The sequence below is a fragment of the Mesorhizobium sp. CO1-1-7 genome, from assembly GCF_020164885.1.
GTDB lineage: Bacteria > Pseudomonadota > Alphaproteobacteria > Rhizobiales > Rhizobiaceae > Mesorhizobium > Mesorhizobium australicum.
On sequence record NZ_JAIUHA010000002.1, the window covers coordinates 282,340 to 298,844 of the forward strand.

Annotated in this window: 20 protein-coding genes and 2 tRNA genes; 10 read left to right on the top strand and 12 right to left on the bottom strand. The window is 63.6% G+C overall.

Annotated elements, in window-relative coordinates; genetic code table 11:
• Positions 1-182: 182 nt before the first annotated feature.
• The 5 genes from LB516_RS04820 (at position 183) to LB516_RS04840 (ending at position 4,381) form a co-directional block, all read left to right on the top strand.
• Complete coding sequence (locus LB516_RS04820) at positions 183-1,370, top strand: cystathionine beta-lyase (RefSeq protein ID WP_140717577.1); 1,188 nt, start codon at positions 183-185, stop codon at positions 1,368-1,370.
• Positions 1,371-1,577: 207 nt separating this feature from the next.
• A complete protein-coding gene (locus tag LB516_RS04825; RefSeq protein WP_224719040.1) occupies positions 1,578-2,657 on the top strand; it encodes an HPP family protein in 1,080 nt (359 codons plus the stop codon).
• 89 nt (positions 2,658-2,746) lie between these two features.
• The gene (locus LB516_RS04830) at positions 2,747-3,433 is read left to right on the top strand and encodes an RNA polymerase sigma factor (protein ID WP_224719041.1); all 687 of its coding nucleotides are present in this window, start codon (positions 2,747-2,749) and stop codon (positions 3,431-3,433) included.
• 106 nt (positions 3,434-3,539) lie between these two features.
• Positions 3,540-4,064 carry a DUF4142 domain-containing protein gene (locus LB516_RS04835; RefSeq protein WP_015318420.1) on the top strand — a complete coding sequence of 175 codons (525 nt, stop codon included), beginning with the start codon at positions 3,540-3,542 and terminating at the stop codon, positions 4,062-4,064.
• Positions 4,061-4,381, top strand: coding sequence for a cupredoxin family copper-binding protein (locus tag LB516_RS04840; RefSeq protein ID WP_224719042.1), 321 nt, complete (start codon positions 4,061-4,063; stop codon positions 4,379-4,381). The genes LB516_RS04835 and LB516_RS04840 overlap by 4 nt, the downstream gene beginning before the upstream one ends.
• Here the strand turns inward: LB516_RS04840 and LB516_RS04845 are convergent.
• The gene (locus LB516_RS04845) at positions 4,327-5,223 is read right to left on the bottom strand and encodes a crotonase/enoyl-CoA hydratase family protein (protein WP_224719043.1); all 897 of its coding nucleotides are present in this window, start codon (positions 5,221-5,223) and stop codon (positions 4,327-4,329) included. The genes LB516_RS04840 and LB516_RS04845 overlap by 55 nt on opposite strands.
• An 84-nt stretch (positions 5,224-5,307) precedes the next feature.
• Between LB516_RS04845 and LB516_RS04850 the strand changes: the two genes are divergently transcribed.
• Positions 5,308-5,895 carry a TetR/AcrR family transcriptional regulator gene (locus tag LB516_RS04850; RefSeq protein ID WP_181177932.1) on the top strand — a complete coding sequence of 196 codons (588 nt, stop codon included), beginning with the start codon at positions 5,308-5,310 and terminating at the stop codon, positions 5,893-5,895.
• A 3-nt stretch (positions 5,896-5,898) separates the two neighbouring features.
• Here LB516_RS04850 and LB516_RS04855 read toward each other — a convergent pair whose 3' ends face one another.
• The 6 genes from LB516_RS04855 to LB516_RS04880 all read right to left on the bottom strand — a co-directional run bounded on the left by LB516_RS04855 (position 5,899) and on the right by LB516_RS04880 (position 10,353).
• Positions 5,899-7,125, bottom strand: a complete 1,227-nt coding sequence (locus LB516_RS04855) for an anion transporter (RefSeq protein WP_224719044.1) — start codon at positions 7,123-7,125, stop codon at positions 5,899-5,901.
• A gap of 153 nt (positions 7,126-7,278) precedes the next feature.
• Positions 7,279-8,166 (bottom strand): glycosyltransferase family 4 protein, encoded by an 888-nt coding sequence (locus LB516_RS04860; protein ID WP_224719045.1) that lies wholly within the window; start codon positions 8,164-8,166, stop codon positions 7,279-7,281.
• 281 nt (positions 8,167-8,447) lie between these two features.
• Complete coding sequence (locus LB516_RS04865; protein ID WP_140664753.1) at positions 8,448-9,236, bottom strand: GGDEF domain-containing protein; 789 nt, start codon at positions 9,234-9,236, stop codon at positions 8,448-8,450.
• Positions 9,237-9,436: 200 nt separating this feature from the next.
• Positions 9,437-9,658 carry a hypothetical protein gene (locus tag LB516_RS04870; protein WP_015318427.1) on the bottom strand — a complete coding sequence of 74 codons (222 nt, stop codon included), beginning with the start codon at positions 9,656-9,658 and terminating at the stop codon, positions 9,437-9,439.
• A gap of 268 nt (positions 9,659-9,926) precedes the next feature.
• Positions 9,927-10,003, bottom strand: a tRNA-Arg gene (locus LB516_RS04875).
• 44 nt (positions 10,004-10,047) lie between these two features.
• Positions 10,048-10,353: an ETC complex I subunit gene (locus LB516_RS04880; RefSeq protein WP_015318428.1), complete on the bottom strand. Its 306-nt coding sequence runs from the start codon at positions 10,351-10,353 to the stop codon at positions 10,048-10,050.
• 124 nt (positions 10,354-10,477) lie between these two features.
• On the opposite strand from LB516_RS04880, the gene LB516_RS04885 reads away from it, so the two are divergent.
• Both LB516_RS04885 and LB516_RS04890 read left to right on the top strand, forming a co-directional pair.
• Positions 10,478-10,554, top strand: a tRNA-Pro gene (locus tag LB516_RS04885).
• Positions 10,555-10,623: 69 nt separating this feature from the next.
• Positions 10,624-10,959, top strand: coding sequence for a hypothetical protein (locus LB516_RS04890; RefSeq protein ID WP_181174648.1), 336 nt, complete (start codon positions 10,624-10,626; stop codon positions 10,957-10,959).
• A 28-nt stretch (positions 10,960-10,987) separates the two neighbouring features.
• Here the strand turns inward: LB516_RS04890 and LB516_RS04895 are convergent, their stop codons facing one another.
• From LB516_RS04895 to LB516_RS04915, 5 genes are all read right to left on the bottom strand, one after another.
• Positions 10,988-11,377, bottom strand: coding sequence for a type II toxin-antitoxin system VapC family toxin (locus LB516_RS04895; RefSeq protein ID WP_224525539.1), 390 nt, complete (start codon positions 11,375-11,377; stop codon positions 10,988-10,990).
• Positions 11,374-11,628: a type II toxin-antitoxin system Phd/YefM family antitoxin gene (locus LB516_RS04900; RefSeq protein WP_224525542.1), complete on the bottom strand. Its 255-nt coding sequence runs from the start codon at positions 11,626-11,628 to the stop codon at positions 11,374-11,376. Before LB516_RS04900 ends, LB516_RS04895 begins: the two co-directional genes overlap by 4 nt.
• A gap of 329 nt (positions 11,629-11,957) precedes the next feature.
• A complete protein-coding gene (gene hdaA, locus LB516_RS04905) occupies positions 11,958-12,662 on the bottom strand; it encodes a DnaA regulatory inactivator HdaA (RefSeq protein WP_140823856.1) in 705 nt (234 codons plus the stop codon).
• A gap of 1 nt (position 12,663) precedes the next feature.
• Complete coding sequence (locus LB516_RS04910) at positions 12,664-13,944, bottom strand: AI-2E family transporter (protein ID WP_411969381.1); 1,281 nt, start codon at positions 13,942-13,944, stop codon at positions 12,664-12,666.
• The gene (locus LB516_RS04915; RefSeq protein WP_224719046.1) at positions 13,919-14,473 is read right to left on the bottom strand and encodes a CDP-alcohol phosphatidyltransferase family protein; all 555 of its coding nucleotides are present in this window, start codon (positions 14,471-14,473) and stop codon (positions 13,919-13,921) included. Before LB516_RS04915 ends, LB516_RS04910 begins: the two co-directional genes overlap by 26 nt.
• Positions 14,474-14,682: 209 nt before the next feature.
• On the opposite strand from LB516_RS04915, the gene purM reads away from it, so the two are divergent.
• Together purM and purN are read left to right on the top strand one after the other, a co-directional pair.
• Positions 14,683-15,792 carry a phosphoribosylformylglycinamidine cyclo-ligase gene (gene purM / locus LB516_RS04920; RefSeq protein ID WP_140617178.1) on the top strand — a complete coding sequence of 370 codons (1,110 nt, stop codon included), beginning with the start codon at positions 14,683-14,685 and terminating at the stop codon, positions 15,790-15,792.
• Positions 15,789-16,502, top strand: a complete 714-nt coding sequence (gene purN, locus LB516_RS04925) for a phosphoribosylglycinamide formyltransferase (RefSeq protein ID WP_224719047.1) — start codon at positions 15,789-15,791, stop codon at positions 16,500-16,502. Before purM ends, purN begins: the two co-directional genes overlap by 4 nt.
• Positions 16,503-16,505 lie beyond the last annotated feature (3 nt).

Here is a 16,505-nt window from a genome sequence, read left to right on the forward strand (position 1 = left end):
GACGACCAAGCTTCCGACAGGGCACCGCCGCGCGTGGTTGGTCCGATTCAGGATCAAATCGCGGGCGGTCTTCCGGACCAGGAATTGGCATATTCGAAGTCCATTCCTGGCGAACGGTGGGCTGTTGCACGGTCCACCACGCCGCATTATGGCTAGCGCCTTGTCAAACAAGGCGACCAAGAATGGCGAAAGACGGCAGCGAGCAGGGTTCCGGCACGATGGGCATCAACACGCGGCTCGCCCATTCGGGCAACAACCCGCATGACTATTTCGGCTTCGTCAACCCGCCGGTCGTGCATGCCTCGACCGTGCTGTTCCCAAATGCCGCCGCGATGGCCGCACGCAGCCAGAAGTACACTTACGGCACGCGCGGCACACCGACGACGGACGCTCTTGCGCATGCCATTGACGCGCTGGAAGGCTCGGCCGGCACGATCGCGGTGCCGTCGGGCCTGGCGGCGGTGACCGTGCCGCTGCTCGCCTTCGTATCGGCGGGCGACCATCTGCTGATCGTCGATTCCGTCTATCATCCCACGAGAAACTTCGCCGACACGATGCTGAAGCGGCTCGGCGTCGAGGTCGAATATTATGCTCCCAATATCGGCGCGGGCATCGCGGCGTTGATCAAGCCGAACACCAGAGTGGTGTTCACCGAATCGCCGGCCTCCAACACGTTCGAGGTGCAGGACATCCCGGCGATCGCCAAGGCGGCGCACGCGGCCGGCGCCATCGTGATGATGGACAACACATGGGCGACGCCGCTCTATTTCCGGCCACTCGACCATGGCGTCGACATCTCGATCCATGCGGCGACGAAATATCCGGCGGGCCATTCCGACGTGCTGCTCGGCACTGTCTCAGCCAATGAGGCCTGCTGGACGCAACTCTACGAGAGCTTTTGCACGCTTGGCTGCTGTGCTGGACCCGACGACGTCTACCAGGTGCTGCGCGGCCTGCGCACGATGGGTGTGCGGCTGGACCGTCACCAGCGCAGCGCACTTGCCATCGCCTCGTGGCTCGAAGGCGAAAAAGGCGTGGCGCGCGTGCTCCACCCTGCCCTTCCCAGCCATCCGGACCACGACCTTTGGAAGCGCGACTTCCGCGGTTCGAGCGGCATCTTTTCGATCGTGCTGGCCGGTGGTGGCCAGCAGGAGCAGCACGCTTTCCTCGACGCACTGCGGATCTTCGGTCTCGGCTACTCCTGGGGAGGCTATGAGAGCCTCGCGGTGCCGGTCTGGCTTGGCGACCGCGTCGTTGCGAAAGGCACTTATGAAGGTCCGCTGATACGACTGCAGATCGGCCTCGAGGATGTCGACGACTTGAAAACCGACATCCGGGGCGGGCTTGCGGCAGCGGCGCGCGCGGGCTGACCTCAAACAGAGTCAGCAAAGGGCCGCAAGCCCTTGACGCTGATGACAAAGCGCGAGGCGCTGCCAGCACTCCGGCGAAGATCGGTGCGCAATATTATTCTCCTACGTCATGACTTTACGGATTTGTTTGACTTTCAAATCGGCGAATTCGGCTGCATTGCGTGCCGCACGCATCCTCGACAGATTCAGTCCTCGCAAAGTTTTCCAATGGCCTTTCGTCTTTTTGTCCCCATCCTCGCCGGCGCCACGCTGCGCGAACGCATCCTGGCGTGTATCGGCGCCACGATCGGCATCGCGCTGACGGGCGTGATCAGCGGGCTGGCGATGGGCGGCGGCCCGCATGTGGCCCTGCTGGTCGCGCCGATGGGCGCATCCGCCGTGCTTCTGTTCGCCGTACCGGCCAGCCCGTTGGCGCAACCCTGGTCGATCATCGGCGGAAATTCCATATCGGCGCTGGTCGGCGTGACCGTGGCGCATTTCATCCATGATCCGGTGATGGCCTCAGGGCTCGCGGTGGCGCTCGCCATCGCCGCGATGTCGTTCACGCGCTGTCTTCATCCGCCAGGCGGCGCCGCCGCGCTGACGGCGGTGCTCGGCGGCCCGGCCGTCATCAGCGCGGGCTTCCTGTTCCCGTTCGTGCCGGTGGCCTTGAATTCGACCATACTGGTGGCGCTTGGCTTCCTTTTCCACAAGCTGGCGCGGCGCAATTACCCGCATGTCGCGGCACCAGCCGCCAACAGCCACGGCACCGCCGATCCGCCGGCTCAGCAGCGCGTCGGTTTCCGGCCCGAGGATATCGACGCGGCGCTGACCACACTTGACGAGACCTTCGACATCGACCGCGACGACCTCGAACGGTTGCTGAGACAAGTCGAACTGCAGGCCATGGTGCGCTCGCACCGCACGCTGCTGTGCGAGGACATCATGTCGCGCGACGTGGTTTCGGTGTCCGAGCAAGCCACCGCCGACGAGGCGCGCCAGCAACTGATCGATCACAATATCCGTACCTTGCCGGTGGTCGACGCGGATGCCCGGCTGGTTGGCGCCGTTGGCCTGCGCGAGCTGACGAAAGCTACCGACACGGTGAAGAGCGTCATGGCAAAAGCCGGCACCGCCTCGCCCGAGACACCGGCGATGAGCCTGCTCCCAGTGCTGACCGACGGCCGCAGCCATGCCGTGGTCATCGTCGATGGCGAGCGGCGCATTCTCGGCCTGATCACGCAGACCGACCTCTTGGCGGCCGCCGCACGCGTGCAGAGGGCAGACAAGGGATTGGCGGCAGCCTAGAATAGGGAACCCGGATCCCTCTGGTCCGGGAACCTTTTGCCGGCAGGCGCATCCAATGTGCAGCATTTGCACGAGGAGATCCGGTCGCGATGAGCAAGCAGCCAATGCCCGCCACGGTGCCCGCGGTTGCCGAAAGCCCTTCCGGCGACATGCAGCTCGTCCACCGCGCGCTGGCGCGCGACCCGGATGCTTTTCGCGCCATCATGAAGATACACAACCAGCGGCTCTACCGCATCGCGCGCGGCATTCTGCGCAACGACGCCGAAGCCGAGGACGTCGTCCAGGAGGCCTATGTCAGCGCCTTCGCCAGCCTGGCGGCGTTTCGCGGCCAATCCACGCTCGCCACCTGGCTGTCGCGCATCGTCATCAACGAAGCGCTCGGCCGCCTGCGCAAGAGACGTCGCACGGTGGAGATGCCTGCCGATCCGGAAGCGCGGATAATCAGGTTTCCCCTCAAATCCAACGACGATCCGGAGCGGACGATGGCGCAGCGGCAGATTCTCGCACTTGTCGAACGGGCGACCGACAGCCTGCCCGACATCTACCGCATGGTCTTCGTCGCCCGCGTCATCGAGGGCCTGAGCATGGAGGAAACCGCCGATTTGCTTGGCGTGCGGCCAGAGACCGTCAAGACGAGGCTGCACCGGGCGCGCGCCCTGTTGCGCAAGGCGCTGGACGATGAAATCGGCCCTGTGCTGCTCGATGCCTTCCCCTTCGCGGGTCGGCGCTGCGAGCGACTGACCCAGGCGGTGATGGCACGGCTGGGTTTCGAATGATGCCGTCCTGATTTTCCGGGAACGTTTCTCCCCGCCCCGCATCCAATGAGCGTCAACTGCAAATTCGAGCCCGGCGCCTCCGCGCGGCCGGGCCAAGGAGGATGCCATGTTCACCCGATATACCGTCGCCCTTGCCGCCCTGCTTCTCGTCGGCGCTGCTCCGGTCTCGCAAGCCGCCGACAAGCCGACCGACCCGCAGATCGCCCATATCGCCTATACAGCAGGCGTCCTCGACATCGAGGCGGCCAAGCAGGCGATCAAGAAGTCAAAGAGCAAGGAGGTCGTCGATTTCGCCAAGGACATGGAGCGCGACCACGAAGCGGTGAACAAGCAGGCGCTCGATCTCGTCAAGAAGCTCAAGGTGAAGCCCGAGGACAACGCTACCAGCCAGGCGCTGACGAAGGCGGCGAAGGAGGAACGTGCCAAGCTCGCCAAGCTGAAAGGGGCGGCCTTCGACAAGGCTTATATCGAAAACGAGGTCGCCTATCACAAGCAGGTCAATGGCGCGCTCGAAACCCTGCTCATACCGTCGGCCAGCAATGCCGAGTTGAAGAGCCTGCTCGAGACCGGCCTCAAGATCTTCCAGGGCCATGAGCAGCATGCCGAACACGTCGCCGGCATGCTGAAATGAAAACGGGCGCCTTGGATCATCTGGCGCTGCTGGTCGTGCTGGCGTTGTTATTCACAGCGCCGGCAGCGGCGGCAACCATCCAGGTCACCGTCGACAAGCTCGTCTTTTCGCCGGCCAGCGTCGATGCCAAGGTCGGCGACACGATCGAGTGGGTGAACAAGGATGTGATCGCCCACACGGCCACCGTGAAGGGCGGCTGGGAGGTGATAATCCCGCCGAAGAAGTCGGCAAGCATGACGCTGAAGACGGCGCAAACGGTCGACTATTTCTGCCGCTTCCACCCCAACATGAAAGGACGCTTGCTGGTGGCGCCGTGATCCAGGGCCGAGGAGGCCCGCCTTGCCTCCTCGGGCCGCGCGACATGCGTCCAGGACCCGTCGTGTCCAGGCCTGTGCCTGCTGATCCAGGCATCTAGCGCCTCGTGCAAATCGGCTGTCGGGGCCATACGGGCGAACTGCTCGGCCTCGACCAGCAAGCCTTCGGCGATGCTCAGATTGAGCCCTCGCGTTACCGCCGTGAGGATGCCCGCAGCTGCCAGTCCGGAGTGCCGAAGGATACGCCTGGCCAGATTGAACGCAGCCGGCATCAGATCGTCATGCGGGACCACCTGATTGACGAGGCCAAGGTCAAGAGCCCGCTGTGGCGGGAACCAGTCGCCGGTCAAAAGCAGTTCGAGCGCGCGCTTGCGCCCGGCGAGCCTGGGCAGGCGCTGCGTTCCGCCGAAAGTCGGCGGCATTGCCAGAGTGATCTCCGGCTTGGCGAACAGCGCGCGGTCGCTGGCAATTGCTAGCGGCACGGCCTCCGTGATTTCGCAGCCGCCGCCGAAGGCGAGGCCGTTGACGGCTGCGATGACAGGCTTGCGAAAGCCTTCCAGCCTTGCCGTCAGCCGTTGTCCCCGCATGACGAAGTCTCGCAGCGCTGTCTCGGCGCCCAGCGCCACGCTGGCCGAGAACTCCTCTATGTCGGCGCCCGCCGAGAAGGCCCGCTCGCCGGCGCCCGTCAGAATGACTGCCCGGATGCGGTCGTCGACTTCAATGTCGTCGAGTGTCGCGAGCAGGCGATCGATCAGCGCATAGCTCAACGCGTTCAGCTTTTCCGGGCGGTTGAGGGAAAGGACGGCAATGCCTTCCCTGTTTTCGTTCAGGACAAGATCGGTCATCTGGCTTCCTCCAGCATGGTGATGAGATGGAAGGTTACGCCATTCGCGCCTTGTGTATATTCACTAGTCGGTATACTTAAACCCATGCCCGAAGCACAAAGTCCTACCCGCAAGCGCATTGTCGACGCAGCAACCAGGTTGTTTTACGCGGAGGGGATCGGCCGTGTCAGCGTCGATGCCGTCGCCGAGGAAGCGGGTCTCACGAAGCGGACGCTCTACTACCACTTCAAGAGCAAGGACGACCTCATCGCAGCCTATCTCGACGGCCGCGATCAGCCCAATCTGAAACGGATGGCCGGCTGGTTCGAGGCTGAACAAGGTGGTGTGGACAGCAAGGTCCAAGCCATCTTCGCCAACCTGGCCCGGGCCACGCGCCATCCGAAATGGAAGGGATGCGGCTTCCTGCGCACCGCCGCGGAGCTTGCCTCGATGCCAGGGCACCCGGCGGTCAAGGTCGGGGCGCGCCACAAAAGCAATTTCGAGACATGGCTGGCGGCAGAATTGTCCGGCCACCATGTCGAGGGGCCGCGGGCGCTGGCGCGCGAGATCGTGCTGCTGATCGACGGCTGCTTTTCGATCATGCTCATCCATCGCAACCCCGACTACGTCGAAGCAGCCGGACGAGCCGCGGCCACGCTTGTCAGGGCGCGAATGTCGGGCAGCCAGGCCTAGGGGCTACCCCCCGAACGCCAGCCATCCCGTACCGGCCAAGAGCGTAATCAACGTCAGCGGCAGGCCGACCTTGAAGAAGGCGCCGAAAGACAACGGCGTGCCTGCGGCCTTGGACTGCTCGGCGACGATCAGATTGGCGACCGAGCCGAGCAACGTGAAGTTACCGGCGAGCGTCGAGCTCATGGCCACGACCAGCCAGGCGCGCTCGGGGTTTTCCAGGCCGGGTATGAAAGGCCTGAGCGCCAGCACGGCCGGAACATTGCTCATGACGTTGGACAACACCGCGGTGAAACCCGAAAGCCTCCAGACATCGTCGAGCCCGATGTTCTTGGCCGAGGCGATCATCTCAGGTGTCAGCAGCGTCTTTTCCGCGCCGGCAACCACCACGAACAGGCCCGCGAACATGAACAGCAGCGGTCCGTCGATCTCGCGGTAGATGCGCGATGGCTTGATGGCGCGGGTCAGCAGCAGAATGGCGCCGCCGATGAGCGCCGCCTTGGCTACGGGAACACCGGCGAAGAAGGCGATCGCCAGCCCGACGCAGACGACCACCGCCTTCAGCACCTGGCCGCGATGCATGCGGCCGCGCGAGATGTATGGCGTCAGTTCGCCGTTGCGGGTAAATTCGGCACGGTAGACGATGCGCACGATGACGATGACCGCGACAAGGCCGAACAAGGCGACCGGCGCGAGTGCCGCCGAAAAGGCCGGATAGGAAATGCCCGACAGCGCGCCGATGACCATGTTCTGCGGATTGCCCGTGATGGTGGCGACGCTGCCGCAGTTCGAAGCGGTGGCGGTGGCGATCAGATAGGGGATCGGATTGCGGTTGATGATGCGGGTAACATGGACGACGATTGGCGCCATGACCAGGCAGATGGCATCATTGACCAGGAAGGCCGACAGCACGCCGGTGAGGAGCGTCACCATCACCAGCAGCATGAACGGTGCATGCGCGTGCTCGATGGCGACGGCGCCAAGACCGCGAAAGGCACCCGACACCTTCAGATGAGCCACGACGATCATCATGCCGAGCAGAAGCGTGATGGTGTCGAAATTTATGGCCCGGTAGGCATCCTCCATGCTGAGCGCGCCGATGGCGATCATGGCCGCGCCGCCAAGCAGCGCGATACCTGCCCGGTCGAGCCGCAAGCCAGGTATGCGGCCGATTGCGACGCCGGCATAAGTCAAGATCAGGATCAGCAGTGCCGCGGCGCCCGTCAATGTCATCGGTAGAAGCCCTGCTCGATCTGTCTGCGCGCCGATGCCGGCCGCCCCGCGATTCACGTGATGCCAGCTTTAGCGCGATGTCGGGATCGATGCCAAACGGGGCACGTGGTTTGCTGGCCGAGGGTGTCTGGAAAGCCGGACGGCGTGGCGCCGCTAACGCCGATAGAAGTCCAACCGCTGTTGCACCGCCTGCGGCGAAAACAGCTGCTCGACGGTTCGCCGCGCCTTCTGACCGACGGCCACCCGCAGTGCCGGGTCGGCTTTAAGTTCGGCCAGGATCCGTGCTGCCTGTTGCGTCGTTTCGAACAGGAAACCGTTTTCGCCATGCCTGATATGATCGGCGTAGCCGCCATGCGAATGGCAAACGACCGGCAGGCCACAGGCCATCGCCTCGAACACCACACGGCCGAACGTCTCCACATGCGAGCCGGTGCGATAATAGAAGACGTCGAGCGTCGGCAAAAACTGTTCGGCGGCAAATTCACCCTGCGGCAGGAGCTCGAGTTGCGAATGCGGCGCGAGCCTGTCCTTGAGCGGCATGCCGCCCTGAATCCGCACCGCGTCGCCGTCGGCCAGCAATGCCTCATACAGCGCCACATCGTCGGCATGATGCTTGTCCGCCGTATCGCGGCTCAGTCGCCCCACCGTGAACGGACCGTTTGGCCTTACCTGCCGTGGCGAGAGGCGCTCGATGTCGATGGGTGACGGATGCACGACGCCCTCGACCCGCAGCATGCGCTTTTGAAAGTCGGAGATCAGCACCAGTTCGGCACCGGGCCAACCCAGCAGGGGCGGCCTGTGCGTCGTCAGGGCGATGATCTTGGGATGAAAGGTGTTGAAGACATAGATCAGCCGGCGCGGTCGCGGGATCAGATAAGGCCACATCTTGTTGCGCCAATGCGCACCGAGAAAGACATAGGTGCCGCCAGCCGGCACATTGCGTGTTGCCGGCGAGACGCGGCGTATCGGAAATTCCTGCATCAGGTCTTCGGATACGCGCGACGAGGTCGCCCAGAGGCGCACCTGCGAGTCGGCGCTCAACAGCCGATACAACTCCAGGGTTTCGCGCTCACTGCCGCCAAACGGGTTCTGAAAGCCGTTGAATAAGTGGATCATGATCGCGGTGTTTACCGGGCCCGAGGCGTTTGGCCATTCAATTCCCTGCATCCCCGGGCCGTGCCGTACCCGCGAACCGCACGATCGAGGGACTCAAGAAGCAGGATTGTTTCTGGCGATGTTCCATACATCACTTGCGCGGAGGAAGCACACAGACAGGGATGCGTCAAGGAAGCGGTCGGTGCCAGCCGGCTGTAAGGCTGCCCTCAGTGGACGGTGGCGGCGCTGAGCGGAGACACTAGAGCGGCTTCCGCCGGATCGAAGCTGACCTGATCGCGTCCATTCGACTTGGCGGCATAAAGCCGTCTGTCGGCGGCGGAGAATATTGCCTCGTAGGTGGTCGGCCCGCTGAAGCTGGTGCCGCCGATGCTGACGGAAAGCGGACAGGACCGGCCATCGGGCGAAAAGTCCATTTCGCGTATCCGTCGGCGGATGCCTTCGGCAACCAGCCAGGATTGCGAGGGGTCGACGCCGGGAAGGAATACACCGAACTCCTCACCGCCGATCCGGCCGACGATATCGGTGCCACGCAGCTGGCCTTTGATCGCCTGCGCGATCAGTTTGAGCGCCTGGTCGCCGCAATCGTGGCCGAGGCGGTCGTTGATCGACTTGAAGTGGTCGGCATCGATGATCAGCAGCGCTCCGGTACGGGTCTCTTCCTGCTTGCGGGTCTGTTCGAGATAGGCCTCGACCAGCATCGAGAAGGCGCCGCGGTTCAGCACCGCCGTCAGGCTGTCCGTCGCAGCAATGACGCTGAGGTCGCGCTGGGCTATCGCCAGTTGGCGGATCTTCCACATCAGGAAAAACAGAAACGAGCCGCCGAGCACCAAGGGCAGCAGAAGGTCGGTCAGCTTAGCGCGCCAGACAGACTCGGGCGAAAGATACGGGAAATTGAACGAATCGACGAAAAACGCCACGGCAATGAAGAATGCCGTGCCGGCGGCGGTGACGGCCATCACCCTGCCCCAGCTGGTGGGCGACAGGTCCAGCTTCATCCCTTTTCACTCCGTTAGCCGTCCCTACTATGACGTGCCAACGCAAACAAAATGATAAGACTTTCCTTTCAATTCGAGATCAGGTGGCGACGAGACGAGATCAGGGGCCGGGCGCTGGAGCACGATCGCCCAACAGGCGGCCGTGCCCCAATGGCGGACGCGATTTGCTCACCGGATTTCGGACATGGGAAATTCCGAAGTCAGCGGCTGGGCGCCGGCCCAACCGCTTCGGCGACGAAGGATGCCGCGATCAGGTCGTCGGCATCCAGTTGCAAGGAACCGTCGCCAGATCCCATGATGGCGGCCACCTTGTGAAAGGTTTTCATTTCATGGCCGGAAATTTCGGCGTCTTGCATTCGGGCCCTGAGATCGGCGATACGCCGCCCCAAGGCAGGGGACGTTCCAATTTCACGTTTCGACATAGCCTTGTTTCTCCTCCCCCAACCCGCGCTTGTTTTGCCCACCCGTTCGCTTGCCCGCATAGTGCCTTTTATGAGGTTCCACGAATACAAGGCCCCGAACGCGTAGTCTTGGCCAAGGTTCCAACAGGGCCGGATCACGAAATAATTCCAGAGCCCTGTGCGGGCCGAACTCTGTTCCGGCTTCCGGTAAGCGGCGTGGCAGCACTGGCAGGCAGGGGTAGGATCGCGCGACCGCGTGAGGTCATGCAACATAAGCCATTGAAATTATTGGCGATCCCGACAGGATTCGAACCTGTGACCATCGGCTTAGAAGGCCGGTGCTCTATCCAGCTGAGCTACGGGACCGTCGGCCGGCCAACGGCCGGCTGGATGCTTGGGCCTGCCGCCTTTCAGTGCGTCCAGGGCGTTCTGCGGTCATAGCGGAAATTCTCCGCATAGGAAATCTGGCGGCGCTTGGTCTCTTTCGGTTCCTCGACACGGAAGGCAAGCCCTTCCTTTTCCGCGTAGGCCACCGCTTCTTCGCGCGTGTCGAAGGTGAGCCGGATCTGGCTTCTCATGTCACCCGACGTGGTGTAGCCCATCAAGGGATCGATCTTCTTGCGCATCTCGGGGTCGAATTCCAGCACCCAATGGCCGGTCTTGGCCTTGCCGGACTGCATCGCGGTTTTGGCTGGGCTGAAAATGCGCGCGGACATGGCCACCTCTTTGTTGGCAAGGCGGCATCGCCGCCTCTTCGCCCGTCATTACTGCGCATTGGCAGCGGCGGCAAGGTTTTTGCACTTGCCATGTACCACCGAAATGAATAGGCAACAGACCGTTCGGAGTGTAGCGCAGGCTGGTAGCGCATCTGGTTTGGGACCAGAGGGTCGGGAGTTCGAATCTCTCCACTCCGACCATTTCTCATTTAAAATGCGACACCGATGGCACCGAAGGGGTTTTGGCCCTTATCCGCGTGTCATTATTTCATGCTCGCTTCCATCGGCATTGCTGGCTTAAGCTGCGGCAAACGGGGGTTGGCGGTGCTTGGGATCGATACTTGGATGTCGCTGTTCGGGCCGGCCTATTTCGCCTATGCGGGCGTGACGGTTCCGTTCATGGTGGCATGGGCGATCGCCTGTGCCGCCTTGGCGACGTGGAACAATCGCGAGAGCCGCAGGCACGGCAGGCTCGCACCTGGCATCGTCGCCTCCCGTTCGTGGGCAGCCAGCATCGGGATTTTTGTGCTGGTCGCGGCCTGCTATATCGCCGCGCACTCGGCCGTCTATCTGTTGGTCCGGCATTTCGTCAGAATGTGGCTGTGATTGGTCGCAAGCTCACCGGCCGGCAGTGCTACGTTGAGAGCACACCCTCTATATCGGTTTTCGAAAAATCGGCTCCGACATATAACAGCCGGCAAGAGTGCTCCTTCGCCACCTCGTAGGAGAAACAATCGCCGAAATTGAGCGCGGCCGGATGGCTGCCCTTGCCCCATCGCGCATAGGCTTCGGCGATACGCCGGGCCGAGGCCGGCGTTACCACCACCACCTCGAAACCAAGCCCGTCAATCAGGCTGGACAGCTCGGCGGCGACGCCACGATGGGCCGCGACGATCAGCGCCTCGGCAACGGTGCCGGCGGAGATCAGGAGGTCGTTCTCGGCTGCGAGCGCGGCCATGCAGGCGTCGGCCTGAAGTTCATTCAGGACGATCGCCATAAGCGCCGACGTATCGACCGCGATCATGGCATGCCGTCATCGCCATAAAGGAAGTCCTGGCTGCGGGCAGCGGATGGTCCGGCCTTCATCTTGGCCGCCCCTGCCGCACGCGCCGCTTCCATGAGCGTCCGGCGACCTTCCTTGCCGGGCATTGCCTTGATGGGAACCAGCCGCACGGCCGCATGGCCGTGACGGGTCAGAATGACCTCGTCGCCCGCCTCAGCGCGGCGCACCAGCTCGGTCAGCTGTCCCTTGGCGTCGGTAACGGATACCTGCATCGAATACTCCGCATTGACCATTCTCCGGTCCAAATCTTTTAATCGAGAAATAGACCATCGAGTGGTCTATTTCAAGAGTTTCGACAATGCGGGGGTGGTCCGTGTCGTTGGGGTGGATGTCCGCTGCGGCGGCACCGGCTCGATGCATTTTGAACGCAAGCTCGCCGGGCGAGAACCCCAACCGCCTCAGTCCCGGCGAGCCTACAACCTGATTTGGAACGCAATCAGGACCGGGGTTAGCCGGCAAGCTCACGCAGCAAGATAAGTGCCAGTCTTGTTTCCCAAAATGGGACTCAGTCGAGACGAGGACAGGTGGAAGCCTGAAGTCATCAAATCTCGAACTCGCCCTGCCCTTCGTCCATGGCATTGATGGTTTCGGCGGCCAGCGTCCTTGTAATCGGCATCTTGCGCTCCAGGGCGGTACGATCCAGGCGCTCCACCACACGCATCGCGGTTGCCAGAGAACGCTCGATGCGCCGCACCAAATACTGCACGACATGCGGCTCGACCTCGACCTGGCGGTCGGCGAACAGCTTGGTGATGACACCGGCGAGCAGGAGATCATCGGGCTCATGGATCTCGACGGTCGCCGCAGCCTTGAGCCGCGATGCAAGATCGGGCAGCGATACACCCCAGGCCGAGGGAAAGCGGCGTGCGGTCAAAAGCAGCGTCGAGCCGGCGCCACGCACCGCATTGATGAGATGGAACAGGCCCAGTTCGTCGACCGCGCGTGCGTCGACATCATCGATCAGGGCCGGGCGGGCACCAAGATTTGCGATGCTGTCGCCAATGCGCCTGGCGTCGACAGTCACCGCCTTGGCGCGCGCACCCCAGATCGAGGCCAGATGCGTCTTGCCGGAGCCGGCTGGGCCCGCCAGCACGACCACCGGTGCTGGCCAATCCGGCCAGCGGTCGACCAGTGCGGCCGCCTGGTTGTTGGTACCGGAGACGACCAGCTCGTCACGCGAGTAACCGGTGCCATGGCCGAGATCGAGCGGCAACTGGCGTGGCGGGTCGGTTCGCTGCGCGGTCACTTCAGCGACGCGGTTGCGAGCGGTGGCCGCCGCCGCGATCGGCTGGCAATGCCGGCGCGGGTTCTGTCGCATGGCCTTTGTAGAGCGGCGATTCGAGATAACGGGCGATGGCAAATCGCACCAGCACCGCAACCGCCGCCGAAGCCGGCACGGCAATCAAAAGGCCGACGAAGCCGAACAGCGCGCCGAAGGCGAACAGCGCGAACATCAGCCATACAGGATGCAGGCCGACGCTTTTGCCGACCAGCCTGGGCTGCAGGATGTTGCCTTCGATGAACTGGCCGATGAAGAAGACCACCGCAACCGCGACGATCATCGTCCAGTCAGGCCAGAACTGAACGAAGGCGACGCCGACGGCCAGCACCAGCCCGGTCAATGAGCCGACATAGGGGATGAAGGAGATCAGCCCGGCGAACAGGCCGATGAGGATGGCGAAGTTCAGCCCGGTCAGCGTAAGGCCGGTGGCGTACATGGCGCCCAGCACCAGGCAGAGCGTACCCTGGCCGCGCACGAAGCCAGCGGTGGCGGTGTTGACGTCGCGCGCGATGGCGCGGACCGTGGCGACGTTGTCGCGCGGCACCCAGCTGTCGATGACCGCCACCATGCGGTCCCAGTCGAGCAGCATGTAGAAGGCCACGACCGGCGTCACCACGAACAGGCTGACCACCGAGACCAGCGCCACGCCCGAACTCCAGATCGAAGTGAAAACCGTCGTGAGCAGGCCGAAACCGGAGGTCAGCAGTGAGTTCAACCCATCGCGCAAGCCATTGGCGTTGACGCCGAATTTCTGTTCCAGCCACTTCGGATCAAAGGAGGTGATCAGGCTCTGCAGCCGGGTCAGGTACTCCGGCAGCTTGCCGGCGAAATCGGCCATCTGTGTCGCCAGCACCGGAATGAGGATGACCAAGGCCAGCACCAGCACGATCAGGAATGTGATGAGGATGACCACCGTCGCCATGAAGCGGCTGAGGCCGAGCCGCTGCAGACGGTCGGCGACCGGATCGAGGAAATAGGCAAGCACCATGCCGGCGACGAAGGGCAGCAGGATGTCGCTGAAGACATAAAGGAAGAGCGCCAGGATCGCGGCACCCGCCAGCCAGAAGAATATCTGGCGCCGGAACGTGGCCGACGCCTCGGCCTCTGCCGCCGTCTCGCCTTCCGGCACGACGACAACCATCTGGCCGTCGTCGGTCTTGCCCAGCGCCGCCGCCTTGCGGGCGGCCGGCTTGCGGGCAGGCTTGCCGTCGATGGGCTTGTCAGCCTGATTTACCGCCTTCGCCATAGCCGCTCATATGCCTCAGCCAAGCCACGAGATAGGCCGCGGCCGAAGCCACGGTCAAGACCCCGGACAGCAATATGAGGCTTGGCCGCAGAGGGTCGAGGTGCACGGCAAAGGCGAGTTCGCCCAGCACAACCGCCGCCAGCACGATCTGGACGGCGGTATTCGCCTTCGAGACCAGGAACGGTTTGATCTCGACCGGATGGGCCATCGCCGTGGACAACAGGACCGCGCAGACGATCAAGGCGTCACGCGACACCATGGTGACGACCAGCCACAGCGGCAACTGCCCGATGATGCCCATGACGACGAACACCGAAACCAGCAGCAGCTTGTCGGCGATCGGATCGAGATAGGCGCCGAACCTGGACTGCTGGTTGAAGCGGCGGGCGATGAAGCCGTCGACGCCGTCGGAAATGCCGGCAACGACGAAGCCGGCAAAGGCCCAGTCCCAACGCGCCTGCAGCATGGCCAACACCACGGCAGGCACCAGGACAACGCGCAGCATGGTGATCAGGTTGGGGATGGTCAACGCATTGTCCCGCCGTATTATGCGTTGAGATAGATGAGGGAGATGGAGGGCCGAGGCAAGGGAGAGCCGGCTGGGCCAGCCGCAAGCACTGAGTGCGATGCCTCCGGCTATCCACGCTTTTGTCGGCCAAACGAAGCCCGGTTCGGCCGTTATCCTTGCGGACCGAAACCGTTCATGCGAAGAGCCCGCAAACGAGCAGGAACATTGCGATGAGCAAGCGCGAAACCGGCCAGCATAAAACGGGCCAGAACAAAACGGCCAAGCGCGGAAACGGGCTCACCTATGCGCAGGCGGGCGTCGATATCGATGCCGGCAACCTCATGGTCGAGAAGATCAAGCCGCTGGTGCGCGCGACGCGCAGGCCGGGCGCGGATGGCGAGATCGGCGGCTTCGGCGGCCTGTTCGATCTGAAAGCGGCCGGTTTCACCGATCCGGTGCTGGTAGCAGCCAATGACGGCGTCGGCACCAAGCTCAAGATTGCCATCGAGGCGGGAAAACACGACACGATCGGCATCGACCTTGTCGCCATGTGCGTCAACGACATCGTCGTGCAGGGCGCCGAACCGCTGTTCTTCCTCGACTATTTCGCCACCGGCAAACTCGATCCCGATCAGGGTGCCGCGATTGTCGGCGGCATCGCGCAGGGCTGCCGTCAGGCCGGCTGCGCGCTGATCGGCGGCGAGACGGCGGAAATGCCGGGCATGTATCACGGCAAGGACTATGACCTTGCTGGCTTTGCCGTGGGTGCGGCCGAACGCGGCCAGCTCCTGCCCACCGACGACATCGTCGAGGGCGACGTGCTGCTCGGGCTGGCCTCTTCCGGCCTGCATTCGAATGGTTTCTCGCTGGTGCGCCGCATCGTCGCCGCCAGCGGTCTGGCGTGGAACGATCCAGCCCCGTTCAACGACGAGGCGACGCTTGCCGAGGCACTGCTCGAACCCACCCGCATCTACGTCAAGTCGATCCTCAAGGCGATCCGCAACACGCATGGCATCAAGGCGCTGGCGCACATCACCGGCGGCGGTTTTCCGGAAAACATTCCGCGCGTGCTGCCCAAGGACTTTTCCGCCGAACTTGACCTCAATGCCATCGACGTGCCGCCGGTGTTTTCCTGGCTGGCCAAGACAGGCGGCGTGGCGCCGGAGGAGATGATGCGCACCTTCAATTGCGGCATCGGCATGATTTTGGCTGTCGCTTCCGGTCAGGCGGCGCAGGTCGCGGCCGTGCTGCAGGAAGCCGGCGAGACGGTGACGCCGATCGGCCGCATCGTGCCGCGTCGCGACGCCGGCGTCATCTATCGGGGTTCGATCGGCCTATGAGCACGCAGAGAAAACGCACCGTTGTCCTGATTTCGGGGCGCGGCTCCAACATGACCGCGCTGATCGCGGCGGCCAGCGATCCGGCCTTCCCGGCCGAGATTGCCGGCGTCATTTCCGACAAGGCGGACGCCGCCGGCCTCGGCGTCGCCAAGGCACGCGGCATCGCCACCCAGGTCATTTCCCGCGCCGACCATGGCAGCAAGCAGGCGCATGACGCGGCGATCGACGCGGCACTTGCGGCCTTCAACGCCGACATCGTGGCGCTGGCCGGCTATATGCGCCTCCTGACCCCCGGCTTTGTCCAGAAATGGCAGGGCCGCATGATCAACATCCACCCTGCCCTGCTGCCGGCCTTCAAGGGGCTCGACACCCATGCGCGCGCGTTGGCCGCCGGCATCCGCATCCATGGCTGCACGGTGCATTTCGTCACGTCCGAGATGGATGATGGCCCGATCATCGCGCAAGCGGCCGTGCCGGTGATGGTCGGCGACAATGCCGATACGCTGGCCGCGCGCGTGCTCAAGGCAGAGCACCGGCTCTACCCGCTGGCGCTTGGACTGGTCGCCGAAGGCAAGGCACGCATGGAGGCCGGGCATACGGTTCTTGCCCACTTCGCCGACGATGCCGACAACGGCACCTCGGTGGTGATGGCGCCCGATCCGCTGCGCGAGGAAGCCGACCTCGAGCACCTGGCGCGGATCACGCCCTGAGCG